At 40.7% G+C, this 22,951-nt stretch carries 19 protein-coding genes; 15 read left to right on the plus strand and 4 right to left on the minus strand.

What is annotated here, in order from left to right:
• Window positions 1–293: 293 nt before the first annotated feature.
• Window positions 294–1,439, plus strand: coding sequence for a methyl-accepting chemotaxis protein (locus NIE32_RS07635; RefSeq protein WP_253054467.1), 1,146 nt, complete (start codon window positions 294–296; stop codon window positions 1,437–1,439).
• The gene (locus tag NIE32_RS07640) at window positions 1,432–2,598 is read left to right on the plus strand and encodes a phenylacetate--CoA ligase family protein (RefSeq protein WP_253054469.1); all 1,167 of its coding nucleotides are present in this window, start codon (window positions 1,432–1,434) and stop codon (window positions 2,596–2,598) included. The genes NIE32_RS07635 and NIE32_RS07640 overlap by 8 nt, the downstream gene beginning before the upstream one ends.
• A gap of 117 nt (window positions 2,599–2,715) precedes the next feature.
• Here NIE32_RS07640 and NIE32_RS07645 read toward each other — a convergent pair whose 3' ends face one another.
• On the minus strand, window positions 2,716–3,084 hold the full coding sequence (locus NIE32_RS07645; protein ID WP_253054471.1) for a FlxA-like family protein: 369 nt from the start codon (window positions 3,082–3,084) through the stop codon (window positions 2,716–2,718).
• A gap of 525 nt (window positions 3,085–3,609) precedes the next feature.
• Between NIE32_RS07645 and NIE32_RS07650 the strand changes: the two genes are divergently transcribed.
• Both NIE32_RS07650 and NIE32_RS07655 read left to right on the plus strand, forming a co-directional pair.
• Window positions 3,610–5,757: an ArnT family glycosyltransferase gene (locus NIE32_RS07650; protein WP_253054473.1), complete on the plus strand. Its 2,148-nt coding sequence runs from the start codon at window positions 3,610–3,612 to the stop codon at window positions 5,755–5,757.
• Window positions 5,758–5,802: 45 nt separating this feature from the next.
• The gene (locus NIE32_RS07655) at window positions 5,803–6,777 is read left to right on the plus strand and encodes a glycosyltransferase family 2 protein (RefSeq protein ID WP_253054475.1); all 975 of its coding nucleotides are present in this window, start codon (window positions 5,803–5,805) and stop codon (window positions 6,775–6,777) included.
• A 132-nt stretch (window positions 6,778–6,909) separates the two neighbouring features.
• On the opposite strand, the gene NIE32_RS07660 is transcribed toward NIE32_RS07655, so the two are convergent.
• Window positions 6,910–8,274, minus strand: coding sequence for a methyl-accepting chemotaxis protein (locus tag NIE32_RS07660; protein WP_253054476.1), 1,365 nt, complete (start codon window positions 8,272–8,274; stop codon window positions 6,910–6,912).
• A 313-nt stretch (window positions 8,275–8,587) separates the two neighbouring features.
• On the opposite strand from NIE32_RS07660, the gene racE reads away from it, so the two are divergent.
• The 8 genes from racE (at window position 8,588) to ligD (ending at window position 16,326) form a co-directional block, all read left to right on the plus strand.
• Window positions 8,588–9,394 carry a glutamate racemase gene (gene racE, locus NIE32_RS07665; RefSeq protein WP_290443507.1) on the plus strand — a complete coding sequence of 269 codons (807 nt, stop codon included), beginning with the start codon at window positions 8,588–8,590 and terminating at the stop codon, window positions 9,392–9,394.
• A gap of 88 nt (window positions 9,395–9,482) precedes the next feature.
• On the plus strand, window positions 9,483–10,499 hold the full coding sequence (locus NIE32_RS07670) for a GerMN domain-containing protein (protein ID WP_253054477.1): 1,017 nt from the start codon (window positions 9,483–9,485) through the stop codon (window positions 10,497–10,499).
• A 251-nt stretch (window positions 10,500–10,750) separates the two neighbouring features.
• Window positions 10,751–11,503, plus strand: a complete 753-nt coding sequence (gene rph, locus NIE32_RS07675; RefSeq protein ID WP_253054478.1) for a ribonuclease PH — start codon at window positions 10,751–10,753, stop codon at window positions 11,501–11,503.
• Window positions 11,500–12,105 (plus strand): XTP/dITP diphosphatase, encoded by a 606-nt coding sequence (locus NIE32_RS07680; RefSeq protein ID WP_253054479.1) that lies wholly within the window; start codon window positions 11,500–11,502, stop codon window positions 12,103–12,105. The genes rph and NIE32_RS07680 overlap by 4 nt, the downstream gene beginning before the upstream one ends.
• Window positions 12,102–12,626: a metallophosphoesterase family protein gene (locus NIE32_RS07685; protein ID WP_253054481.1), complete on the plus strand. Its 525-nt coding sequence runs from the start codon at window positions 12,102–12,104 to the stop codon at window positions 12,624–12,626. Before NIE32_RS07680 ends, NIE32_RS07685 begins: the two co-directional genes overlap by 4 nt.
• Before the next feature lie 1,019 nt (window positions 12,627–13,645).
• The gene (gene ku / locus NIE32_RS07690) at window positions 13,646–14,461 is read left to right on the plus strand and encodes a non-homologous end joining protein Ku (protein ID WP_253054483.1); all 816 of its coding nucleotides are present in this window, start codon (window positions 13,646–13,648) and stop codon (window positions 14,459–14,461) included.
• Between the two features lie 3 nt (window positions 14,462–14,464).
• Window positions 14,465–15,412, plus strand: coding sequence for an ATP-dependent DNA ligase (locus tag NIE32_RS07695; protein ID WP_253054485.1), 948 nt, complete (start codon window positions 14,465–14,467; stop codon window positions 15,410–15,412).
• A 2-nt stretch (window positions 15,413–15,414) separates the two neighbouring features.
• Window positions 15,415–16,326, plus strand: coding sequence for a non-homologous end-joining DNA ligase (gene ligD / locus NIE32_RS07700; RefSeq protein WP_253054487.1), 912 nt, complete (start codon window positions 15,415–15,417; stop codon window positions 16,324–16,326).
• A gap of 130 nt (window positions 16,327–16,456) precedes the next feature.
• Here the strand turns inward: ligD and NIE32_RS07705 are convergent, their stop codons facing one another.
• Window positions 16,457–16,924, minus strand: coding sequence for a hypothetical protein (locus tag NIE32_RS07705; protein WP_253054489.1), 468 nt, complete (start codon window positions 16,922–16,924; stop codon window positions 16,457–16,459).
• A 456-nt stretch (window positions 16,925–17,380) separates the two neighbouring features.
• Between NIE32_RS07705 and NIE32_RS07710 the strand changes: the two genes are divergently transcribed.
• Window positions 17,381–17,743 (plus strand): 3D domain-containing protein, encoded by a 363-nt coding sequence (locus tag NIE32_RS07710; RefSeq protein WP_253054491.1) that lies wholly within the window; start codon window positions 17,381–17,383, stop codon window positions 17,741–17,743.
• 672 nt (window positions 17,744–18,415) lie between these two features.
• A complete protein-coding gene (locus tag NIE32_RS07715; RefSeq protein WP_253054493.1) occupies window positions 18,416–19,963 on the plus strand; it encodes a DUF4153 domain-containing protein in 1,548 nt (515 codons plus the stop codon).
• 100 nt (window positions 19,964–20,063) lie between these two features.
• On the opposite strand, the gene NIE32_RS07720 is transcribed toward NIE32_RS07715, so the two are convergent.
• Window positions 20,064–21,113, minus strand: a complete 1,050-nt coding sequence (locus tag NIE32_RS07720; protein WP_253054495.1) for a zinc-dependent alcohol dehydrogenase family protein — start codon at window positions 21,111–21,113, stop codon at window positions 20,064–20,066.
• 165 nt (window positions 21,114–21,278) lie between these two features.
• Here NIE32_RS07720 and NIE32_RS07725 point away from each other — a divergent pair, with 165 nt between their 5' ends.
• Window positions 21,279–22,784, plus strand: a complete 1,506-nt coding sequence (locus tag NIE32_RS07725; protein ID WP_290443510.1) for an aldehyde dehydrogenase family protein — start codon at window positions 21,279–21,281, stop codon at window positions 22,782–22,784.
• The last annotated feature ends 167 nt before the right edge of the window (window positions 22,785–22,951 follow it).

The raw sequence follows: 22,951 nt of genomic DNA on the forward strand, positions 1-22,951 counted from the left end.
CACGGCAAGCAATCGAAGCGCAATCAATAAAAAGGACTAAGTGTTAGTACCTAGTATTCTCTCAAAGAGAAGAAAAAAAGAAAAAACGAAAAATGAAGAGACAGAGAGCACCTCTATGAGCTGCTTTCTGTCTTATTTTCTTTTTTAAGATTGCATCTATTTTTGCGAAATAAGGACTTTTTTACCAATTTATCGTTTTATTGGCATTTTTTTCATTTTATTCTAAAAGATTATTATTCAGTACCGATATTAAAAAAGTAATTTCAAAAATTAATCAGGGAAGGAATTGGAGCATGAGCACTAGATTAAAACTGTACATAGTCCTATCTTTTCTATTTATCTTCTCAAATGCGTTGCTTGTGTATTTATTTGTGAGCAATGGCTTTCATCTTTGGGAAGGCATTATACCAATGATCTCCCTTTGCCTGACGATTATTGGCCTTATCATCATTTACAGAGATGTTCCGATTCAATCATCGGCTCAGTTTTTGAATGAGGCTGTTGAAAGTCAAAAGCGATCAGACCTGAGCATGGACATTCTGAATACGACGAAACATGAAATTTCTGAGTTAGCTGATCGCACGCACGCATTATCGGATCAAGTAGAGACCCTTGTGCATGTTGCCGGAGACATTTCGCAGGGGGCATCAATTCAAACCAAGAATGTGGTGAAAAGTACGGATACCATGACTGAAATTTCAAGTGGTATTCAGCAGATTGCTGCCAGCTCGGAAGTCGTTTCGGACACATCCAAAAAGGCGTCAATTGCCGCAGATGAAGGAAATAAACTGATTGGAAATCTACTTAACCAGATGCAATCCATGTACAAGATTACGGATCAGTTATCCACGTTTGTTGCAAATTTGGCGAACCATTCGGGGGAAGTCGATCAGATTGTGCATTCCATTACAGATATAGCTGAACAAACACAATTATTGTCCTTTAATGCGCACATTGAAGCGGCTCGCGCCGGTGAATTTGGCAAAGGATTTACTGTTGTAGCAAATGAAGTGGGAAAATTATCAAATAAGTCCAAAGAAGAAACTGTTCGAATTTCAAAAATTCTATCGGACATTCAATCTGATGTAAATAAAGCGGTTGAAATGACTGCCAAAAGTATGGATGAAGTTTCAGATGGTATGAGCGTGATGAACAAAACAAAGCGCTATTTTGAAACCATTATCCAGGAAGTGAGCGGTACATCAGATCAGATCATGGAAGTGACGGCTGCAGTCCAGCAATTAGCAGCAAGCACCAACGAAGTTGAGAAGATCACCGAATTTACAATGAAAGTGCAACAGGGTGGGACAGCTAAGATTAATCAACTGGCTACTCTATTAAATGACTTTCACTCTTCTTTTGACGCTATTGAAAAAAATTACCATATCATGGAATCACGTGTTGAAAAAGAACGGATTGGGAGTGTTGTTCATGAATGATCTGTTTGTTGCTTCAGCGTTAAGATCTTCATTTTACAAGAATAAATTAGCACAACGAACGATAGACTCATGGGATGATATCCCTTTTACGACAAAAGAGGAGCTCCGCAATGCTTCAGCCTATGACGTACTTGGTGCACCTATCGAAGCTATAGCAACCTACCATGAAACAAGTGGAACAACGGGTACGCCGACGCCAAGTTGGTACAGTCATTCCGATGTGACGAAAGAAGCTCGAGTGATCCTTAAGTCCCAATTAAATTTGAGGAAAGACGATATCCTGTTGAACCGCTTTCCTTTTGCCTTAGCTATTCCTTCTTTTATTTTATATTGGGCATGTGAGGAAGTAGGGGCAACACATATCGGTGTGGATAAGGCAAGCATGATTACACCGGATCGAAGAGTTGTAGAAATCATGCAAAGAGCAAAGCCGAGTATTGTAGCTATGCTTCCGTCTGAAGCTGAAAAGTTATTTGAAGTGGCCAAACAGCTATCTATTCCATTCCCAACAAAAGGATTAAGGGCTTTGTTTCTGGCCGGAGAACTTGTTTCGCCTAAGAGAAAAGCATATTTTGAAAAGCTTTGGGGTGTTCCTGTATTTACCTTTTTTGGCAGTACAGAATCCGGTGGCTTATTTGTCAGCGATGAGCAAGGCTATTATCGTCTGAATAACGCACATGTAAAAATTGAAGTGGTTGATGAAAACAAAAATCCGGTACCACACGGAGTACGCGGGTATGGTGTTCTGTCCACAATGCGTGAGGGTATGCCGTTATTACGTTATTATAATCATGATCTTTTAGAAATCAGAGATGCTGATCCAACTGATCCCGACCAAACGCCGATTTTGATCCATTACGGCAGAGATGAGAACACAATTAATTGTCATGGTGCACTTTGGACTTTCTATGAATTACAGGAACTTATCTATTCCTTAGATCAGATTCCTTTACTATGGAAAGTGAAACAAGAAGGAGACGCGATTACGTTTATTCTTCAGTACACTCCTGATCAAGAGGTCTCAAGTGAAAGCATAAAAAATGAAATTTATAAACGTTCGGATCTTGACGCTGACGTGCTCATCGAGGCTATTATTCCGATTGAGAAACTGGTTGGGAAACCGGCGTACAGTAAATATGTTCACGTTGAAAGAGTCTAAAATCTATTCTTACTAATCTTTTTATTCATCTCAACAAATTTCAGTAGTACTCAATAAAAAGCCGTTCTCAACATGATGCTGAGAACGGCTTTTTCTCTCGATTAGAAAGGTGTTCTGTTAATTCGCACGTTGACTTTCTTGGCTGATGGTTAACAAATCACCATCAACAGATTGGCTGGAAATGGCTGAATTTGTATTGAATTGTTGTAAGCTTGCGTTTGAATTGCTTTGACTCTCATTGGATTCTAATGATTGCGATTGAAGCTGTTTCATTTGTGCATCAATCTGTTGAATTTCTTTCTCAATCACCTGAACATGTTGCTGCTGATTCGATGGATTCGATGTGTTGGATTCCAGCTGCTTCAGCTGATTCTCCAACTTCTCTTTTTGTTTTTCAAGACTTTTGAGTTTCTCTGCTGAATCTGTTGAGTTGCTTGATTGATCAATGCTGCTGGATAAAGATGTCGCTTGGATTTGCAATTCCATCGCTTCCTTTAATGAATGAATAGATGATCTGTGGAACAATAACCTACGATAATCGACAATTATTAATAAATCCTTAATTTTTTTATGAAAATGAATAGCGGATTAGAGTGTTCACAGAAAGTTCAAAAAGTTTCAAATCATTAGTGATAAACTCATTTTTATGAGGCTATGCCAATAAAGAGATTCATCATACGCTACGGTTGCTTGCGATCATTAAGGATTGCTGCCGGCGGATTCGGGAGAACCTGTAGTACTTACTGTGGCTCACTATCTACACGTGTCTCGTTCCTTCACGCTTAATCAATCCTATTTTCTAAATGAAAAGGTGTCTCACGGTCAACAGACTTTTGAGACACCTTTATTTTGTGTTTTATAGAATCTCTTCTCAATCGCTTGTTTGAATAAAAAGTAGCTGTTAAGGATTCTTTAAGAATTGATCGTCATAATGACACTAAGCTTAATACCTCTGCTGATAAACAGAGGAATTGATGATGATGCTTTTGGTTGTTGAGGAGGAAAAGTACGATGAATTTAGTCAAAAACAAACGAATCGATTTTTATTTACTTGGTGTCATCCTTTTTTCAGCTTTTATGAATCTCTTCTTGCTTAATCAAGCGGGTACGAATGAGTACTATACGGTAGCTGTAAAAAGTATGATGAAGAATTTTCATAACTTCTTCTACGCATCCTTTGACCCCGCGGGCTTTATTACCGTTGATAAACCTCCGGTTGCGCTTTGGCTACAAACATTAAGTGCCAAACTTTTTGGCTTTCATAATTTCAGTGTTCTACTTCCAGAAGCGATCGCTGCGATTATATCAACCGTGATGATCTATCAGATGGTAAAACATAAGGCTGGAAAGCACGCAGCGTTTATCTCCGGTTTGACGATGTCTGTGACACCAATCTTTGTCGCCGTATCGCGAACGAACAATGTTGACAGTATTCTTATTCTTACGTTGGTCATCGCTGCTTGGGCCGTGATCAAAGCAGCCGCAACAACAAAACTACGTTGGTTAATCTTAAGTGTCGCTATGGTTGGGCTCGGCTTTAATGTTAAGATGCTCGAAGCGTTTATGATCTTACCAGCCGTATATCTATTTTATTGGCTTGCAGTGAAAGTGAATTGTAAGAAAAAAATTATCCATTTGCTCACTGCAACGGTTGTTCTGGCGGCACTCTCGCTCTCCTGGGCAGTAGTTGTTGATTCTGTTCCTGCGAGCAAACGCCCTTATATCGGGAGCAGTCAGACAAACTCTGTGCTCGAACTTGCTTTTGGTTATAATGGTATCTCTCGCTTGATGGGACAAAATGGTGGTGGGGCAAGGCCAACGAGCAAAATGAATCAAAACAATAAAGCACTAGCTTCACTGGAAAATGGTTCTAACACTAATGGTTTTGGTCAGAATAGGGGTAAGACATCTTCGAGTGAAGGTTTCTTTAGAGGGGCAGGTCGTCAGCAATCCGGTGGGATGTTCGGTACGGGAACTGCCGGTCCACTACGTCTCTTCTCAAAGGAGTTATCCGGACAAGCAAGTTGGCTTCTGCCTTTTGTATTGCTTAGTCTCGTTGCCATCGTTGCAGACTGGTTCAAACGTAGAAAACTTGACGAAAAGCATACCTTTGCTCTATTCTGGCTCGCTTGGCTGGCTCCGGCGATGGCGTTCTTTAGTGTTGCTGGGTTCTTCCATCACTATTATCTAAGTCTAATGGCTCCGCCAATTGCTGCACTCGTTGGTATCGGTTTTTCCTATATGTGGCAAGCATTCAGTGACCAAAAAAGTGCGTGGCGCGGATATCTGTTACCGATCGCTTTTGGCGTAACCTGCTTTTTCGAAGCAGTAATCCTCTTTCAAAACAATATCGGTACCCTGTGGGTTGTACTCTTGATCGTGGCCGGTATACTCACAAGCAGTTTTGGTTTTGTTTGGCGAATGGCAGAACGTAAAGTCCAGGGAACCATTGCAGGAACAAGCCTTTTCTTAATAATGCTCGCTCCGTTCTATTGGACATTGCCATCGACGATGAACCAAACTAATAGTTCGATCCCTGTTGCCGGTCCTTCTTCAACACTTTCAGGCATGGGCAGACAACAATTCTCCGGAAGTATGAGCGCCCGGAAAAATGGCCCGTCTTTTCCAGGAGGACAAGCCAGTCAACAAGGGAACGCAAAGTCAAAACAAAGTAAATTCATGGGTCCGGGTCAACCACCAACTCAGTCGGGATCCAAACGTACTAATAGCCAGCAGCCTGGCGCCTTCTCGACGTATCGAATGAATCGATCCCAAAGAGGCGGCGGTATGGACGAGCAAGTGAATACAAAATTGTTGACCTATCTAAGAAAACACTACAACGGAGAAAAATATATTCTTGCTGTTGAACGTGCTCAATCTGCTTATTCAATCATGATGAAAACAAATTATGCGGTGATGGCAATGGGTGGTTTCCAAGGTAATGATCCTGCATTAAGCGTCAGCAAATTGGAAAAAATGGTGAAGAATGGAGAAGTAAAGTATTTCTTGATCGGCAGTGCGGGCAGATCACAGAATTCAAGTGTGATGAACTGGATTAAGCAGCATGCCACAAAGGTACCAACGAGTGAATGGTCCAACGCAACGTCAAATCAATTTGGATTTGATGGGCAGTCTACACTGTATGTCTTAAAAAAATAGTGATTAAGGGCACAGGACAATAGAAAATGCAAGGGAGGCAATGCCATGACCATCAAATATTCTGTAGTGGTTCCCGTGTTCAATGAAGAGAAAGTGATTTATGAATCCTACAAGCGATTAAAGACAGTAATGGACCGTACTTATGAACCTTATGAATTACTCTTTGTCAATGATGGCAGCAAGGACCGAACATCAGAGATGTTGAACTACATTTCTGAAGGGGATACCCATGTAAAAGTCCTTGAATTCTCAAGAAATTTTGGTCACCAGATCGCAATAACTGCAGGCATGGATTATGCTACTGGACAAGCAATTGTCGTAATTGATGCAGATCTTCAGGATCCCCCAGAAATGATCTTGAAAATGATTGACAAATGGGGAGAAGGTTTTGATGTCGTCTACGGTAAGCGGATCGAGCGAAAAGGCGAGACCTTTTTCAAAAAAATGACTGCAGCCCTCTTTTATCGAACATTACGTCTATCCACGGATATTGATATTCCTTTGGATACTGGTGATTTTCGATTAATTGATCGCCGCGTCTGTAATGAGATGAAGAGAATCCCTGAAAAGAATCGTTTCATGCGCGGTCTCGTCAGCTGGGTGGGTTTTAATCAGACTGCGATTGAATACGTGCGTGATGAGCGTCTTGCAGGTGAAACGAAGTATCCGCTTAAGAAAATGCTGAAACTGTCGATTGATGGATTAACTTCCTTTTCGTATAAGCCCTTGAAAATAGCAACGTATAGTGGTGCATTGCTTTCGATTGCCGGCTTTGTCTACATGATTGTTGCGCTTGCACTCAGGTTCTTTACATCGAGTACCGTACCGGGGTGGACATCGCTTATTGTTATTCAATTGCTGTTTAGCGGGTTCACGTTATTCATATTAGGTGTGATTGGTGAATACATCGGCAGAATTTATGATGAAACGAAAGATCGACCATTGTATATTGTGAAAGAAGCTAAGGGATTTAGCTCAGCTCATCGGGTGCGCGCGATGACCAGTGTAAAACACGGTTAAGCAGAAATGAAGCGGAGAGAAAAAGTGATTTTTTCTCTCCGCTTTTCTTTTTTAGTACTCAAGATTGACTTTTTGCCCCTCACTTTGGGAGCGTATCTTCTTAGGATCATCGTGCACTTCTTTAGGTAATCTTTAAACGGTTAAATCCACACCAAACACACCGAGGATTTCACCTTGGTGGCGAATTGGGAAAGAAAGTGTGACACAAGGCCGTTTCGTGATCGCAGAATAATAAGGATTAGAGATAAAGGATGATCCGCTAAGCGCCTCATTAAACCATTTACGTGCCCCTGCATTTGCAAGTGCGGCTGCTGGATCGGAATAAATAAACGAACCATCCGGAAGATTTGACCAGACTGCTTCAAGTTCTGGTAATTCATTTCTGAGCATGGTAAAAATTGCTTGATGCCGAATGGAATCAATGGGCATCAATGGATGTTCTTTTATAAATTGAAGGATCTTTCCTTTTACATGTTCAATCAGTCTCGGGTCGATCAGGATTGTTGATTCTTTGTCCTGCTGAATAGAAGTCTGGAGTTCATTCGACGTCTGGATCAATTGTTTATTTAGAGCGAGCATCTGATCAATACTTTGAAATTGATTGGCAACATCCTGTTCCACAGTTTCTGCAAGTGCCTGGTTTGTTTGGGCCATTGCAGAGATCTGATTGATTAAATCAGAAACTGCTGAAATGCTAGCTGTTTGTTCATCAACGGAAGCGGCTGATTCTTTACTGCCAAGCATCATGGTTTCTAGTTTCGCTTTAAACGTATCAAGATGGGCAACAATCGCCTTCAGTTTTTCAGATCCATGATCGATTTCAATCGATTCTTTATTGACGCGCTCCGTTGATTTTTTTATTTCATTTTGTATCAACTGCGTTGTAGATTTTGTTTCCTGAACAGCTTGCTGTGTTTCTCCTGATAGTTTACGAATTTCACTTGCGACAACGGAAAAGCCTTTGCCTGCCTCACCTGCTCTTGCCGCTTCAATCGCAGCATTCAAAGAAAGAATATTCGTTTCTTCGGAAATAGAACCGATGAATTTGAAAACTTGATCAATTTTCTTTGAGTGATCGACAAGTTCATTCATCTGTCTGATGAGCTCATGGTGACCGCGTAAAATACCGCTCATTGTTCGTTCTAATTCACTGATTGACTTTAATGAGAAGATCAGATCATCGTAGGTCTGCTCGCTATCTGTATGAACACTATTAACAATTGAAAGAATTTTTTCTGCAGACTGCCTGATCTGCTGCATTTCTTGATTAACCTGTGCCGTATCATCCGCAGTTCGGCTTGTATGTATTTTGAATTCTGAAACACTGGCTTGACTGGAGCTGGATGCTTCATGCAAAGTCTCTGCGGCATGCCGTAATTGTTCCACAATTCCTTTTAATTGATCGGCTGCAACTTGAATTCTGCCGATTGATGCCACTTCTGTATTTGAGTGAGCGGTAGTCTTGATGTTTTGCTTTTTTCTTTTCAAAAGTGACATGCTCATTCCCCCAATTTATGACATTTTTTTTATAAATCGAGTATATCATGTTGTGATCAAATATTCTTATTTTTAAAAAGATAAAAACAAAAAAAATAAATGATCATAGGTTATCAGAATAACAGCTGTTCCATTTGTTACGAATGACTGATAAGTATGTCAGGTTTTTCATTGTTCTTACTCATCTTCAGTGATTGTGATAAGATGATAGAGGCATTTTGAAGACTTCAGAAGCAGCCAGAGAAATGACTTGCAGTTTCTCGCCAGTCTTAAGGTAGGTAACGAGAAACACAACATGAATGAGGGGATTTTTTTGAACCAGCCAATTGGTGTGATCGACTCGGGTGTGGGAGGACTAACTGTTGCCCGGGAAATCATGAGACAATTACCAAAAGAGAAGATTGTTTATTTAGGCGATAATCAACGCTGTCCCTATGGGCCGCGTCCTGTTGAGGAAGTACGCCAGTATACATGGCAGATGATTCACTATTTACGTGAACATCATTCGATTAAAATGCTAGTGATTGCATGTAATACAGCGACTGCCGCTGCATATGAACAAATTAAGAGAGCTCTTGATATTCCAGTGATTGGTGTTATCCGTCCGGGTGCACGTTCTGCACTAAAAGTGAGTCGCAGCCTTCATATAGGCGTCATTGGTACGATTGGAACAATAAAAAGTGAGGCTTATCAACAAGCGCTCCTTGATATTAATAATGAGGTTATCGTAAGTAGCCTTGCTTGTCCGGAGTTTGTACCACTTGTTGAGTCAAATAATCTCAGCAGTCTTGAAACATATAAAACGATTACTAAACGGCTAAATGAATTGCATGGGGATGAGAATATGGATACGCTCATTCTGGGGTGTACCCATTATCCGATGCTTCGACCACAAATTCAGAAGGCAATGGGTTCGAGAATAAAACTGATTGATTCCGGTGAAGAGACTGCGCTGGAAGTAAGTACTGTTCTTTATCATAAAAATCTGGCGAGAGAAGAATCTTCTCAGCCGATTCATCACTTTTATACAACAGGTTCGGCACAGATGATGGAGACAATAGGTGAACAATTACTGGGTTATAGACCGGATGTAAAGACCGTTCGCATTGATCAAGACTAAGCTGCTTTTCTAGGCGCAAGAGGTCTAATCATTTGGATTGCTCGTATACATGATAGTACAACCCATAGGGAACGAGGAGGGTACGAACATGTATCGACGAACATCGATGATTATTACCGGCGTTTCACTTATTTTATCTATAGGACTTCTTTCGGGCTGCGGTGTGGCAGATCGTCAACCGGACAGTGTCAGCTATGTCAACAGCAAAGCGGATCTAACCAAGAGTGGTCGACATCCGCAATTTACAGCAAGAGTGTTGTACTTAATGGACGCAAATGGTTATGTTGTACCGCAAATGCTGGGCTTGCCGAACACTAAATCATCGGTGAGACAGGTGCTGAACTATTTGGTTGATGATGGACCAGTTGCCAACGCATTGCCCAATGGATTTCGGGCAACTCTGCCTTCAGGAACTGAAATTCTCAACGTTTTAAACGATCAACGAGGCAATTTAACAGTGAATTTCTCAAAAGAACTTTTGGATACACCGGTGAGTAATCAGAATCGGGCTGTTCAATCGATTGTATGGACGCTTACTCAGTTTCAATCGGTAAAAACAGTGACCATTACTGTCGAAGGGAAGCAGCTGGATAAATGGCCGGCCGTTCAAAATGCATCAGGAAGAATGCTTACTCGGGCAGATGGCATTAATCAGGTGGCTGGAGATGTGGCAGATTTAACAGGCAGTGAACCTGTAACCGTTTATTATATGGCTGCAAATAAAGGAAAAACGTACGATGTACCGGTTACGGTTCGTGCAGATGGACGTACTGATCAAGTCACAACCATGGTTCATGCGCTAATTCATGAGCCGGCCACAAGTAATTTAATTTCGCCAATGAACCCTGATAGCCAATTGATGAGCAAGCCGAAAATTGAGAATGGTACTGTTTTTCTCCATTTTAATGATGCAATTTATGATAATAAAAAGGCAAAAACAATTAATGATCAGGTCCTGCGGAGCCTCGTCCTGACATTGACCGAAGATCCTGCCATTCAAAAAGTATCTATTCAAGTCGGCCAATCAACAAAGATCACTTTGGAATCGGGAAGGATATTATCCGGTCCGGTTTCTCGAGAGATGGTCGATGCAACCGGTCTATAATTGTGAAAAGTAAAATATGGTATAGTAAGAGGAGCAAAAAGGCTCCTCTTTTACTTTGTGGTTGTTGTACTAAGTTTGATCATTCAAATAAAAATATAGGAGCAATCAAAGCACACGTAATGCAAAATAAGGGCTTCGCTTAGTGTTTTAAATTCCATAACCTTTTGGATAGCCTCTTTAACGTTGGGGTTGTTCAGGTTTCACTAGAAATTTTTCTTTTAAATTATTGGTACACGGAGGCAAAAGACAGAATGAGACCAGACGGAAGAGCAAGTGACGAACTAAGGTCTGTTCAAATACAGCCGGATTTTATTATTCATCCTGAAGGATCTGTTCTAATAACCATTGGCAGAACAAAAGTAATCTGTAACGCAAGTATTGAGGATCGAGTTCCCCCATTTTTACGTGGACAGAAGAAAGGCTGGATCACCGCAGAGTATTCTATGTTACCACGAGCAACGCCGGAACGTACGATTCGGGAATCATCGAAAGGCAAAGTGACCGGAAGAACAATGGAAATTCAACGGTTAATTGGACGCGCACTTCGATCTGTGGTTGATCTCCAAGCGATCGGTGAACGAACGATTTGGATCGACTGTGATGTGATTCAGGCGGACGGTGGTACACGGACAGCTTCAATTACCGGAGCATTTGTAGCTATGGTTCTTGCATTAAGACGTGCACAAGAACGAAAACAGGTGAACCATTTGCCAATTAAGTCTTATTTAGCGGCTACTTCAGTCGGCATTCATCCCGTGTACGGCCCGGTACTAGATCTATGCTATAAAGAGGATTCCACAACGGATGTAGATATGAATATTGTCATGAATGGTCATGATGAGTATATTGAGATCCAAGGTACCGGTGAAGAAGCTACGTTCAATGAAAATGAGCTTGCTGACTTGCTCGGTCTTGCAAAGAAAGGCATTCATGAGCTGATTGAAGTTGAAAAAGCAGTGCTTGGTGATTTATTCAATGAGCAGAAGGTGGGATCAAGCAAATGACAAAAGTCCTCATTGCTTCGAACAATCCGGGGAAAATAAAAGAATTCAAGACATTACTCGCCGATTTCGGCGTAGAAGTCTTTTCATTGAAGGACATGGATATACATACGGACGTACCTGAAACGGGGACGACCTTCCGTGAAAATGCAGCGCTTAAAGCAGAAACATTAGCCCATCAGACGGGTATGATTACCCTTGCTGATGACTCAGGACTTTGTGTTGATGCACTCGATGGTGAGCCGGGAATATTCTCTGCCCGCTACGCAGGACTGGATAAGAATAGTGAAAAGAATATAGATCTGTTACTTAGTAAGTTAGCTGATGTGTCAGAAGAAGAACGAAAGGCGCACTTCGTTTGTGTCCTCGCACTAAGTCTGCCCAATCAACCGACACATTTTGCTGAGGGCCGATGTGACGGGCGTGTTACTAAGGAAAGGCACGGAGCATCCGGCTTTGGGTATGATCCTATTTTTCTTATTCCAGAAAAACAGCTGACTTTTGCTCAAATGGGGGAAGAAGAGAAAAATAAGATGAGCCATCGTGCACGAGCACTCCGAGTCTTGCAGGAAAAATGGACAAGCTGGGTAGGTGAACGCTCATGAAAGGGCTGATCGTCAGCGATACACATGGCTTTACGCGTGAATTATCAGTGTTAAAGCAGCGCTATGCCGGTAAACTAGACTTCATGATTCACTGTGGTGATTCTGAATTACAACCAAACTGTACGGAAATGGAAGGCTTTCTGTCCGTCGAAGGCAATTGTGATGTTCCCAAAGCTTATCCAAATGAACGTATTGAGCAATTTGGAAATTTGAAATTTTTTATTGCACATGGTCATCTTCTAGGTGTTCGTCAGTCTTCGGATCGGTTATGTTATCGTGGTCTGGAAGAACAGGCAAATGTCGTATGTTTTGGTCACACACATTTTGCAGGGACATTCCAAGAAGAAAACATGATTGTCATTAATCCGGGAAGTTTACGCTTGCCTCGAAATTACCAAGAGGGAACCTATGTGATCTTGGAACAGGATGATCAAAATAACAAAGTAATCGTGACGTACTACACCATTGCCGGAAAACCTATAGACGAGTTTTCTAAGGAATTTAACATTGTAGGAAAATAACTAATGGTACATTGAAGTGTATAAGGGTTAAGGAAAAGAGAACCGGATTCCAGTCCGGTTCTCTTTTTTGCGGAAATGCACCGCTTCGTAACGGAGTGAAGAGGAGGGACACTCATATGGCGGTTATCAGACATCATGAACTCTTTTGCCTGATAATACATATTATGTTTGTTCAGAATGAATTGAATGGGGAAATGAAGGAGCAAAAAAGCCTCTTTCACAACCCTTTTCTTGAGTAATCAAAGTATTTCTGATCATGGAAATGGACATACTGCCAAAAGTTAGCAGAAACAGACCGGCAGAATGAGGTGGTATTATGGAGGGCAACTTCTTTAAAGGCGCCATGTGGGCAATGGTACTCTGTATTCCGTTTTGGGTAGTTGTTATTAGTTTATTGATGGCTTTATTGTGAATTTTCATCATTGTTTAACTGAATGAAGCTTGCTAAAATCAAATAAACTGTATTTATTCAGAAATAACTTGAGCTGGATCAAACGGCAAAAAGAAAGACTAATAAGGAAAAAATATTATTGTAATAATTAATTTGTGAAAATATATAGAATAATTATTCATTCTTTGTTATGCTACTAGTGTAACTTGTGAAAGCAATAACCCCCCTTTTAGGTCCTTGCATAAAGGGCCCTTTTTTTCGTCATGAATGAAAGGAACCAAATCATGTGCAAGTAGATAGTCCTCGTTGCATTTTATGAATTGCCCTTTGTTTCTAATAGAGAGCAACATCTTTTTTGTTCCGCTTTCCACGCGTGTGAAGTGGATTTTTTGTGCAAAAATACAGCGAAGATGCGAGACGCCTGCGGGACTGTTCCAGATGATCGCGAGCCAAGTGAGACCCCGCAGATTTTTACCTGAACGAGGAGGCTCACGGATCGCCCGCGGCAAGCGAGCAATCGAAGCATAAGTGATGAATCAAAGTTTTTCTACCAAGTTTTTCTCATTTTAAGAATTATCAGCTCATACGCTGATCGAATGTGTGCATACTAAGATCCGAGGTGAGGATCATGCGTACAATGTGGAAGGGATCGATTCAGTTTGGTCTCGTCTATATTCCAATAAAGTTATATACGGCAACAGAAGATAAAGATATCCGCTTACGCATGCTTCATAAGGAATGTATGTCACCAATTAACTACACACGAACATGCTCAAAGTGCGGAAAAGCAGTCGCAAACGAAGACATCATTAAAGGTTACGAATATACACCCGGCCAGTTTGTTGCGCTCAGTGAAAAAGAACTTGATGATCTGCAAGAAGATGTAGATAAACATATTGAGATCATTAATTTTGTGAAGTTGAGTGAAATCGATCCGATTTATTATGAGAAATCCTATTTTATCGGACCGGACAGTGGAAATGGATTGCGTGCTTTTTCCTTGTTGAAACAGGCGATTCAGGATTCTGAGAAAATCGGAATTGCCAATATTATTATTCGATCCAAGCAACATCTCGCTGCTATTCGCAGTTTTGAAAACGGCATGCTTCTAGAGACACTCTATTATCCGGACGAAGTGCGTAAGATTCAGGAAGTACCCGGGCTAGGAGATTTAACTGCGGAAAATGCGCAAAAGGAAATGGACATTGCCAATCAACTCATTAATCAACTAACAACTGAATTTAAACCCGATCAATATAAAGATGATTATCGCTTGAAGCTCGAGAAATTGATTGAAGAAAAGGTATCCGGAATACCGGTTGAACAGAAGAAGGACAAAGTGGCGCAGCACAATGTGGTGGATTTGCTTTCCGCGTTGGAGGCCAGTGTCAAAGAAACAAAGCCGAAACGGAAAACAACGACAAGGCGAAGAAAGACGGTCTGAACTATGAATCTTCAACCTATTGTACCCTTTGAACCGATTAAAGGAGAAGCGATCCCCGAAGGCGATGAATGGGTGCATCAAATAAAATGGGATGGAGTCCGGATCCTGACCTATTGTGATGGACATGAAGTGCGGTTATTTAACCGAAGAAAAAATGAACGAACTTCTGTATATCCTGAATTGCTCGAGACTGATACTTTTGTTCAGAGTCACTCATTTATCTTGGATGGTGAAGTTATCGCATTAAATGATCAGGGGAAGCCTTCGTTTCATGAGGTGATGAAACGTGATGGTATTCGGCATTTTGCCCGCGTACCTCAATTGCTCAATGCAATACCAGTCACATACATGATTTTTGATATGCTCTATTGTGATGGCAAGTGGCTTACTGAAAGACCCTTTTTCGAACGTGCAGCATTGCTTCAGAAGATCATTCGTGTCACTGATCGGATCCAACTCGTGCCAAGTTATGAAGACGGCCGGACGTTATTCGATGTTGCACGAAAACAGGATCTGGAAGGCATTGTCTCAAAAAAAAGAAACAGTCCGTATCTCATTCATGGGAAGAATGCGAACTGGCGTAAAATAAAGAAAGTGGAGGATATCATCGCGGTTGTTGGTGGTGTCACCTATCGGGATGGATCTGTCAATGCACTCTTACTTGGTCTTTATAATCAGAAGAAACAACTGATCTATATCGGGCGTGCAGGAACGGGTAAGCTAACGCATGAAGACTGGAAAGTCATTACAAAAGTTACTGAGTCACTGAGAAGCGAAGTACGACCGTTTCTGAAGATACCTCTTCGCGTAAAAAGTACTCAATGGTTGCAACCCGTCTTAACAGTAAAAGTCACATTTAGTGAATGGACTACGGGTCACGCTCTGAGACAACCCATCATTCAAGCTTTTGTACAGACTGATCCTCTTCAATGCCGATTTGAGGAGGATTGAGTATGAAGACCCTGAAACAGATACAGACGAATCCGAACAGGATGATTACTCATCCGGAAAAGATCATTTGGTCTCAACCGCTCATTCAAAAGAAGCACTTAATTACCTATTTAGAGTGCGCAGCGCCATTCATGCTTCCCTTTCTTTCGAATCGCGCGTTAACTACGATTCGCTTTCCGCACGGCGTTCCAGGTGCATCTTTTTTTCAAAAAAACTGTCCGGATTATGCACCGGAGTTCATACAAACCGTAGAAGAGGACGGCAGACGGTCAATAATCTGTAATGATGTAGAGACGCTACTTTGGCTCGGAAATCAGCTGGCGATTGAATATCATATTCCCTTTCAGAAAATTAATTCCGAGCGACCTGTTGAAATTGTTTTTGATCTCGATCCGCCTGACCGTTCATCTTTCGCACTTGCGATTCAAGCTGCAGAAGCGATGAAGGAAATTTTTGATCGATTATCCATCATTAGTTTTCCAAAGCTTTCGGGGAGTAGAGGGATTCAAATTCATCTTCCCATAGCAAGGCTTAATCTTAGTTATTCAGATACACGACTTTTTACAGCATCAATTGCTCAAATATTGGTCAAAAAATTTCCAGATAAGTTCACGATTGAGCGCCTAAAAAAGAATCGCGGAGGTCGTCTGTACATTGATTATGTGCAGCATGCAGAGGGAAAGACGTTGATATGTCCGTATTCACCACGAGGAAAGGAAGGGGCAACCATCGCTGCACCTTTATATTGGCAAGAGGTCAATGCATCACTCAAAATAGAGAACTATAGCTTGTCTGTAGTGCTGGATCGGCTCGTAAAAGGGATTGATCCAATGAAAGGCTATGATGAACAAGAAAATCCATTCTTGGTTCCAATTATTAACAAGTTAAAGCGGTTAGAGGCATCAGCAAAATAATTGGTATTTATCGAGCGGGCCATTTATGCTGTTGATGAAAAAAGAGGATGCGCTTGAACAGCATCCTCTGTCTTGAAAAGATAGAAAAGTATTTGTAATGGTTGAACGAGGCACAACATAAGTGAAAGGATTACATGCTAATGCCACGTGCAAATCGGCCAATAAAGTGAATCGAAGAAAAGTCTAATACTTCACAATTTACATCTTCATGATTACGGAGTATCAATGATGTACTTGACAGTAATTTAGATTTTCCTGCAAAAAGTCGATGATCAGTTGTTTGGATCACGACTCGATCACCCTCAATGAATAGGTTGCGTTGTTCAATGATCCAAACTGGAAAATGACGAATTCCTAAGTAATCGGTGATGTCTACATTGAGGCTGTCCAATGCAAATGTTCTCGAAAAGAGATGATCACCTGAATGTATCGTGTATGGATAATAATTGTCGTGGTTACAATTTTCAGTGTTGATTAATGCGCCCTTTAAATCAGCAATAAAAGGTAGCTGCACAACACGTGTTGGCTCTAATTGTATTTTTAATACCCCCAAACCGTTCGAAATCAATTTCTGAGCGGTGCTGTCTCCTAAAATCATTGTTTCTATTAGTGACAGGCATCAAGTTTAATAAACAAGAATACCCTTCAGACGTTCTTATTATGAACTTATGTATAGGGGGAATGCAACAATTTGGCATTTTTTTACCTTGGTGATGATTCTTATGACATTTATTTTCACCGAATCCGTACAATCAATCGACATTATCGTTCGATTCATCAATGCCACATGCAAAGGTAAAGCGCAACAGTCATTATGGCATTTGATACGGCAGGAAGTTTCTTCCACCAATCTTCGTGCTTCTTCTTCAGAATTCGCTTAAAAAATAACGATCCACCCACAATTTTTCTCCTGTTAAGCAAACTATTGACCTATGTTCAGGTAATGCAACGGCTTTGTCATCGTGCTGTAATCAAACGGGAACAGTCGTGATACATGGCTGTTACATTAAATTGTTAAATTAGAGGCAGACGAAAAACAAAGGATGTCGATGACATGAAAAAGATTATTATTTTAATTGCCGCGATCATTGTCTTGTTCTCAAGTCTCCCTCAAAATTCTGCAACAGCGAAAACCAAATATAAAAATATTACAGTCAGCGCGACTTCCTATTGTGAACTCGGACGCACTGCGACCGGGTTCGATTACCGAAAGTATCCAAAAGCAAAAGCAATTGCAGTAGATCCTCGTGTTATCCCACTTGGATCAAAAGTTTATATCCCGGGTTACGGTTATGCGATCGCTCGTGATGTCGGCGGTCGGATTAAAGGAAAGATTATTGATGTTCATTTTAAGACGAAGAAGCAAGCAATTATTTGGGGTAGGAAAAAGGTAAAGATTCGAGTGTATCATAATTAATCACGCAGAAAAATGAAAAGCTCATGTCCGTATTTTCGGGCATGAGCGATTTGCTTTTTTTTCGAGACTTTATATGATAAAGAATTGGGATGAACTCACGATTGAGCACGTGTATGATAACGATCCCAGATCACAGCGGCAACGACAGGAAGGGCTACACAAATTGATCCGAAAATACCAATGATAACCATAAAGGTCACGCTCCCTAATTAATAATGATAGCGCTTTCACAACTATATTATATCCTTTCTTTTATGTCCGATGCAAGTCGGAAACATACAGATCAAGCCTATTTTTATTTGCTGATCTGTCCATTTTACCTGTTTTTCACAAAATAATAACCTGAACTGTTATTGACTCACTAACATTATGTGCACTATTTCTATGTACCATACCTTTTATACCGAACAAAATTTAATAAATCGGTAAAGAAATCAGTGAATATGTTCAAGAGCTTAGCTTGTGTCCCCATTTATTGATTGTTATGATCCGTTAATTAATCTTAAAGTTTATTAATAAACAGAAATAAATTATTGAAAAACGATAAATAAATACTGTTATTCAATAATTATTATGTTATAATCACATTGAAAAAAGGGGCGAGCAAAATCGAGCAGGTTTCGCGTGATCAAGGCGTTGCAGGCTGGATCTAGCAATAGGAGGGTGTGCAAAGTGAAAAAATTAGCATCAAAGAGTAGCTTGGGGCGGGTACAGTCGTTTTCAATGTTACAAACCAGGAGCGGCAAACTGTTTCTTTGTTCCATGTTACTAGGCATTCTGGCCAATGTGCTGTTCTTTGATCGAAATCTGGGTCTTTCTTATCCGATTTTCGTTCTTGCTTTCTACGGCATATTTCTTTGGAACACACAGAGTACTGTAGAAAAGAATTTTGCAGGTTTTTTGATGATTCCTGTGGTTCTTCTGTCTTTAACGTATCTTATTTTTTCAAATAAGGTGTTCTATGCAATTAATTTTATTGCAATTCCAATTTTAATCGTAATGCAAACCACTTGGTCGGCAAACAAAGCAAGGGGCGCATGGTCTCCATATCATGCAATTGGTGATTTATTCCTTGGGTTCCTCTATCGGCCATTTGTTTTTATGGCGCTTCCTTTACAATTGATTAGTAAAAAATTGAGTCAAGGAATGGGCACAAAGAAGGAAAGTAATTTTTTTAAGATTACTATCGGTATCCTTGTTGCAGTTCCACTTGTAGCTGTGATTGTTGCATTGCTGGCATCGGCTGATCAAATTTTTAATTCTATGGTCGACGCATTGCCGAACATTTTTATTCATATTCCTTTTGAAACGTTGATACCGAGAACAATCTTTAGTACCGTGATTACATTGCTCTCGTTCAGTTACATTTGGAGTTTAATGAGGAAGCCGAAAATAAAGCGCATTGTCTTTGAAGATAGGGATCATGTTGTGTCATTAAGAAGCAGCCTTGATCAGGTCATCTCGAGTACACTACTTAGCATGATCAATGCCATTTATGTGCTCTTTACATTGATTCAATTCTCTTATTTATTTGGTGGCTTTTCATTCGCGCTTCCTGCTGAATTTACCTATGCCCAATATGCGCGCAGAGGGTTTTTCGAGTTAGTTCTCGTGACCTTGATTAATTTCAGCATCTTGCTACTCTTGATCTATTGTACAAAAAAAGGAACTACCAGAATGAATCGTATGATGCAGGCACTGGAAACTTTACTCGTTTTCTGCACACTAATTATGTTGGTGTCTGCGTTTGTTCGTATGTACCTTTATGAACAAATGTATGGGTACACTTATTTACGGGTGTTTACCCATGCCTTTATGATCTTCTTGTTTGTACTGGTTATGTTCACCTTAGTAAGAATCTGGAATGGGCGAATGAATCTCTTTAAATGCTATGTACTCACCGGTATTACAGCATTGGTTCTGATTAATTTTACGACTATTGATGCGTTCATCACGAAATGGAACATTGATCGGTACGAACACACCGGAAAAATTGATATCGGATATCTTACGGAGCTCTCAGATGATGCTGTTCCCGGCATGATTCGTCTTCTTCACGCGAAGGACGACCAGATTGCCGGACCGATAGAGAATTACTTATACGAGCGAAAACAAGAACTCAATAAAATGGATTGGCAATCCTTTAATTTCTCGTCTTATCACGCAAAACGGCTTTTGTCTCAAGAAAAGTTACATTATGACAAGAGTTACGATTACTGAGAGATAGACAATTAATAAAAAATAAACGGACGGATCTCTTCATTTAGAGGTCTGTCCGTTTTTCATCATCGTTTGTATTCTGCACACGCCAGGTCGTTTCTCAATCAAATTTTGTGACCACAGAAACACCAAATCCAGAAAATGTTGTCATATCATGAATCGCTTTATCAATATCTTCCAATGAAATGGTCTTTGTGACTAATTCACCAGGTTCAAGACGCTTTTTTTCCACCATTTGCAACATCCCTGGAAATTCAGAAATCGGCATGCCGAAAGAGCCTTTGAATTGGATTTCTCGACGAACGATATCATTAACTGGGATTTTAAGATGACCTTTATCGCCGAAAGGAGTCATACCGATTTGTACATGTCTGCCGCGTTTATCAAGGCACAGAATGGAATTAAGCATCGTTTCTTGGATGCCTAGGGCATCTACCCCTACTTGCGCTCCGCCTTTTGTGATTTCTTTAATCGCTTCGGCAGGATTTTCGTTTTTACTATTTATCGTTTCAACTGCTCCGATTTTTTTCGCGAATTGTAACTTATCATCGGAAATATCGACTGTAATGACATTGGCACCAATCGCTGTGCAAATCTGGGTTGCCGAAAGCCCAACTCCTCCTGCACCAAAAATTGCTACCCAATCACCAGGACGCACGTTTCCTTGGCTAGTTATCCCATGAAATGCAGTCATGAATCGGCAACCCATGGCGCTGGCTTCAACGAATTTCACACCATCCGGCAAATGCATAAGATTGTTGTCTGCTTTTGGCACATGTGTGTATTCAGCAAAACCTCCGTTATATGTAAAGCCTGGCATGACTTGATGATCACAAACGTTAGAGTGACCTGATAAACAATGCGGGCATGTTCCATCGCCAAGAGTAAAGGGTATAATCACGCGATCGCCCTTTTTGAAATTCCGGACATTTTTCCCTATTTCTTCAACTTCTCCGCTCATTTCATGACCTAGAATATGTGGCAGTGGTGGAATAAACCCTGTCCAGTCACCCATCCAGCCATGCCAATCACTTCTACATACACCGCAAGCTCTTAACTTTATAATCACTCCATCTGGTGCTAATACAGGCTCCTTTATATCTTTGATAGAAAGGGGTTCTTTATATTTTTCGAGAACAGCTGCTTTCATTTCCGGATCATCCTTTAGTTCAAAGAAAAATTTTGTCTCGTTCTAATTTGTGTAGAATAATTTTTTTTATTCATTAAAAGGTGCGTATTTGAAATTGAATACTTAACAATTTAATGACAAAAAATAACGTAAGCTTCATGAGAACCTTAAAAAGGAGTCATTCATTTGAATCACACCATTCAGAAAATAAAACTGGACGCAAAAGTAGAAGCATTCTTGAATAAATCCCCGAAAAAACTTTTCATTGGCGGTCAATTTGTTGAATCCATTTCAGGTAAAAGTTTCAAAAGCATTAATCCTGCAACGGGCGAAGTTTTGTGCGAAGTATATGAGGCTGGTGAACAAGATATCGATCGGGCTGTTGATGAAGCAGAGAAAGCATTTCACGGTCCTTGGTCCAAAATGTCAGCAAGTGATCGAAGCCGATTAATTTGGAAGTTAGCAGATTTAATTGAGGAAAATCTTGAGGCAATTGCACAATTAGAAACGCTTGACAACGGAAAGCCAATTCGAGAAACCAGAAATGCTGATATACCGTTAGTGATTGATCATTTCCGATACTATGCAGGTTGGGTCAACAAGTTCAGTGGAGAAGTGATCAATAATTCGATGCATCCCAATGTTTTCACATACACACGACGCGAGCCGATTGGGGTATGTGGTCAAATCGTGCCTTGGAATTTTCCGTTATTAATGGCGTCCTGGAAATTGGGAGCAGCACTTGCTACCGGGAATGTCGTGATTTTAAAATCTGCAGAAAATACGCCTTTGTCCGTACTCTTTCTTGCTGAATTAATTCAGCAAGCTGGATTTCCAGAAGGTGTTGTCAATATTGTTTCAGGGTATGGACATCGTATAGGTACTGCAATGACCAATCATCCTAGGATCAGAAAAATTGCGTTTACCGGATCCACTGAAGTAGGAAAAAGTATCATGCGTGATGCATCCAAGTACCTAAAACGCGTAACCTTTGAATTAGGAGGAAAGTCACCCAATATTATTTTTCCTGATGCTGACTTTAGTAAAGCAATTCCAGGTGCTCTTCGTAGCATATTCTTTAATCAAGGACAAGTGTGCACGGCTGGTTCACGTTTGTACATCCATAAAAAAATCTACGATCGCTTTTTGTCTGATATGGCAGATCAGGCTGCAAAGCTAAAAGTCGGTCCCGGTATTGAGGAAGAAACTCAAGTTGGTCCACTTGTTTCAGCAAAACAATTTGAGACCGTTAGAGGCTATTTAGAAAAAGGAAAACAAGAAGGTGCACGCCCAATAACTGGTGGAACTACCATTGAAGGATCCGGTTATTTTATTCCACCAACTATTTTTACGGATGTAACAGATGAGATGACGATCGCGAGAGAGGAAATATTTGGGCCAGTAGTATCTGCGATGCCGTTTGACGACGATGAACAGATGACGGACGTAATCAGACGAGCCAATGAGAGTGAGTATGGACTCGCAGCAGGTGTATGGACAACCGATGTTCGAAAAGCACACAAGATTGCCCACGCATTAGAGGCAGGAACCGTTTGGGTAAATTGTTATAATTTATTTGATGCCACAATGCCATTCGGAGGATTTAAGCAATCTGGCTTCGGCCGTGAAATGGGAAGATCAGCTCTTGAAATGTATACAGAAGTTAAATCGGTGTGGGTCGATTTAGACTGACAAACCATAAAAAAATGATGGAATCAGTGCCTATGCTTAAAAATCACGAGAGCATACAAAAATAAAAAGCTGAAAACCCTTGGAATCAAGGCGTTTCAGCTTTTTATTTGTAACCTATATGATGTCCCAGAAGGGATTCGAACCCATGACCCACGGCTTAGAAGGCC

It is taken from the genome of Sporolactobacillus kofuensis (assembly GCF_024125425.1).
Taxonomy (GTDB): domain Bacteria; phylum Bacillota; class Bacilli; order Bacillales; family Sporolactobacillaceae; genus Sporolactobacillus; species Sporolactobacillus kofuensis.

What these genes read in the sequence shown, in the direction of transcription:
- NIE32_RS07720 (WP_253054495.1), bottom strand. Translation starts at nt 21,113, where the DNA reads ATGAAAGCAGCTGTTCTCGAAAAATATAAAGAACCCCTTTCTATCAAA.
- ligD (WP_253054487.1), top strand. Translation starts at nt 15,415, where the DNA reads ATGAAGACCCTGAAACAGATACAGACGAATCCGAACAGGATGATTACT.
- NIE32_RS07635 (WP_253054467.1), top strand. Translation starts at nt 294, where the DNA reads ATGAGCACTAGATTAAAACTGTACATAGTCCTATCTTTTCTATTTATC.
- NIE32_RS07640 (WP_253054469.1), top strand. Translation starts at nt 1,432, where the DNA reads ATGAATGATCTGTTTGTTGCTTCAGCGTTAAGATCTTCATTTTACAAG.
- NIE32_RS07695 (WP_253054485.1), top strand. Translation starts at nt 14,465, where the DNA reads ATGAATCTTCAACCTATTGTACCCTTTGAACCGATTAAAGGAGAAGCG.
- ku (WP_253054483.1), top strand. Translation starts at nt 13,646, where the DNA reads ATGCGTACAATGTGGAAGGGATCGATTCAGTTTGGTCTCGTCTATATT.
- NIE32_RS07650 (WP_253054473.1), top strand. Translation starts at nt 3,610, where the DNA reads ATGAATTTAGTCAAAAACAAACGAATCGATTTTTATTTACTTGGTGTC.
- NIE32_RS07685 (WP_253054481.1), top strand. Translation starts at nt 12,102, where the DNA reads ATGAAAGGGCTGATCGTCAGCGATACACATGGCTTTACGCGTGAATTA.
- NIE32_RS07660 (WP_253054476.1), bottom strand. Translation starts at nt 8,274, where the DNA reads ATGTCACTTTTGAAAAGAAAAAAGCAAAACATCAAGACTACCGCTCAC.
- NIE32_RS07710 (WP_253054491.1), top strand. Translation starts at nt 17,381, where the DNA reads ATGAAAAAGATTATTATTTTAATTGCCGCGATCATTGTCTTGTTCTCA.
- NIE32_RS07705 (WP_253054489.1), bottom strand. Translation starts at nt 16,924, where the DNA reads ATGATTTTAGGAGACAGCACCGCTCAGAAATTGATTTCGAACGGTTTG.
- rph (WP_253054478.1), top strand. Translation starts at nt 10,751, where the DNA reads ATGAGACCAGACGGAAGAGCAAGTGACGAACTAAGGTCTGTTCAAATA.
- NIE32_RS07655 (WP_253054475.1), top strand. Translation starts at nt 5,803, where the DNA reads ATGACCATCAAATATTCTGTAGTGGTTCCCGTGTTCAATGAAGAGAAA.
- NIE32_RS07645 (WP_253054471.1), bottom strand. Translation starts at nt 3,084, where the DNA reads ATGGAATTGCAAATCCAAGCGACATCTTTATCCAGCAGCATTGATCAA.
- NIE32_RS07680 (WP_253054479.1), top strand. Translation starts at nt 11,500, where the DNA reads ATGACAAAAGTCCTCATTGCTTCGAACAATCCGGGGAAAATAAAAGAA.
- NIE32_RS07670 (WP_253054477.1), top strand. Translation starts at nt 9,483, where the DNA reads ATGTATCGACGAACATCGATGATTATTACCGGCGTTTCACTTATTTTA.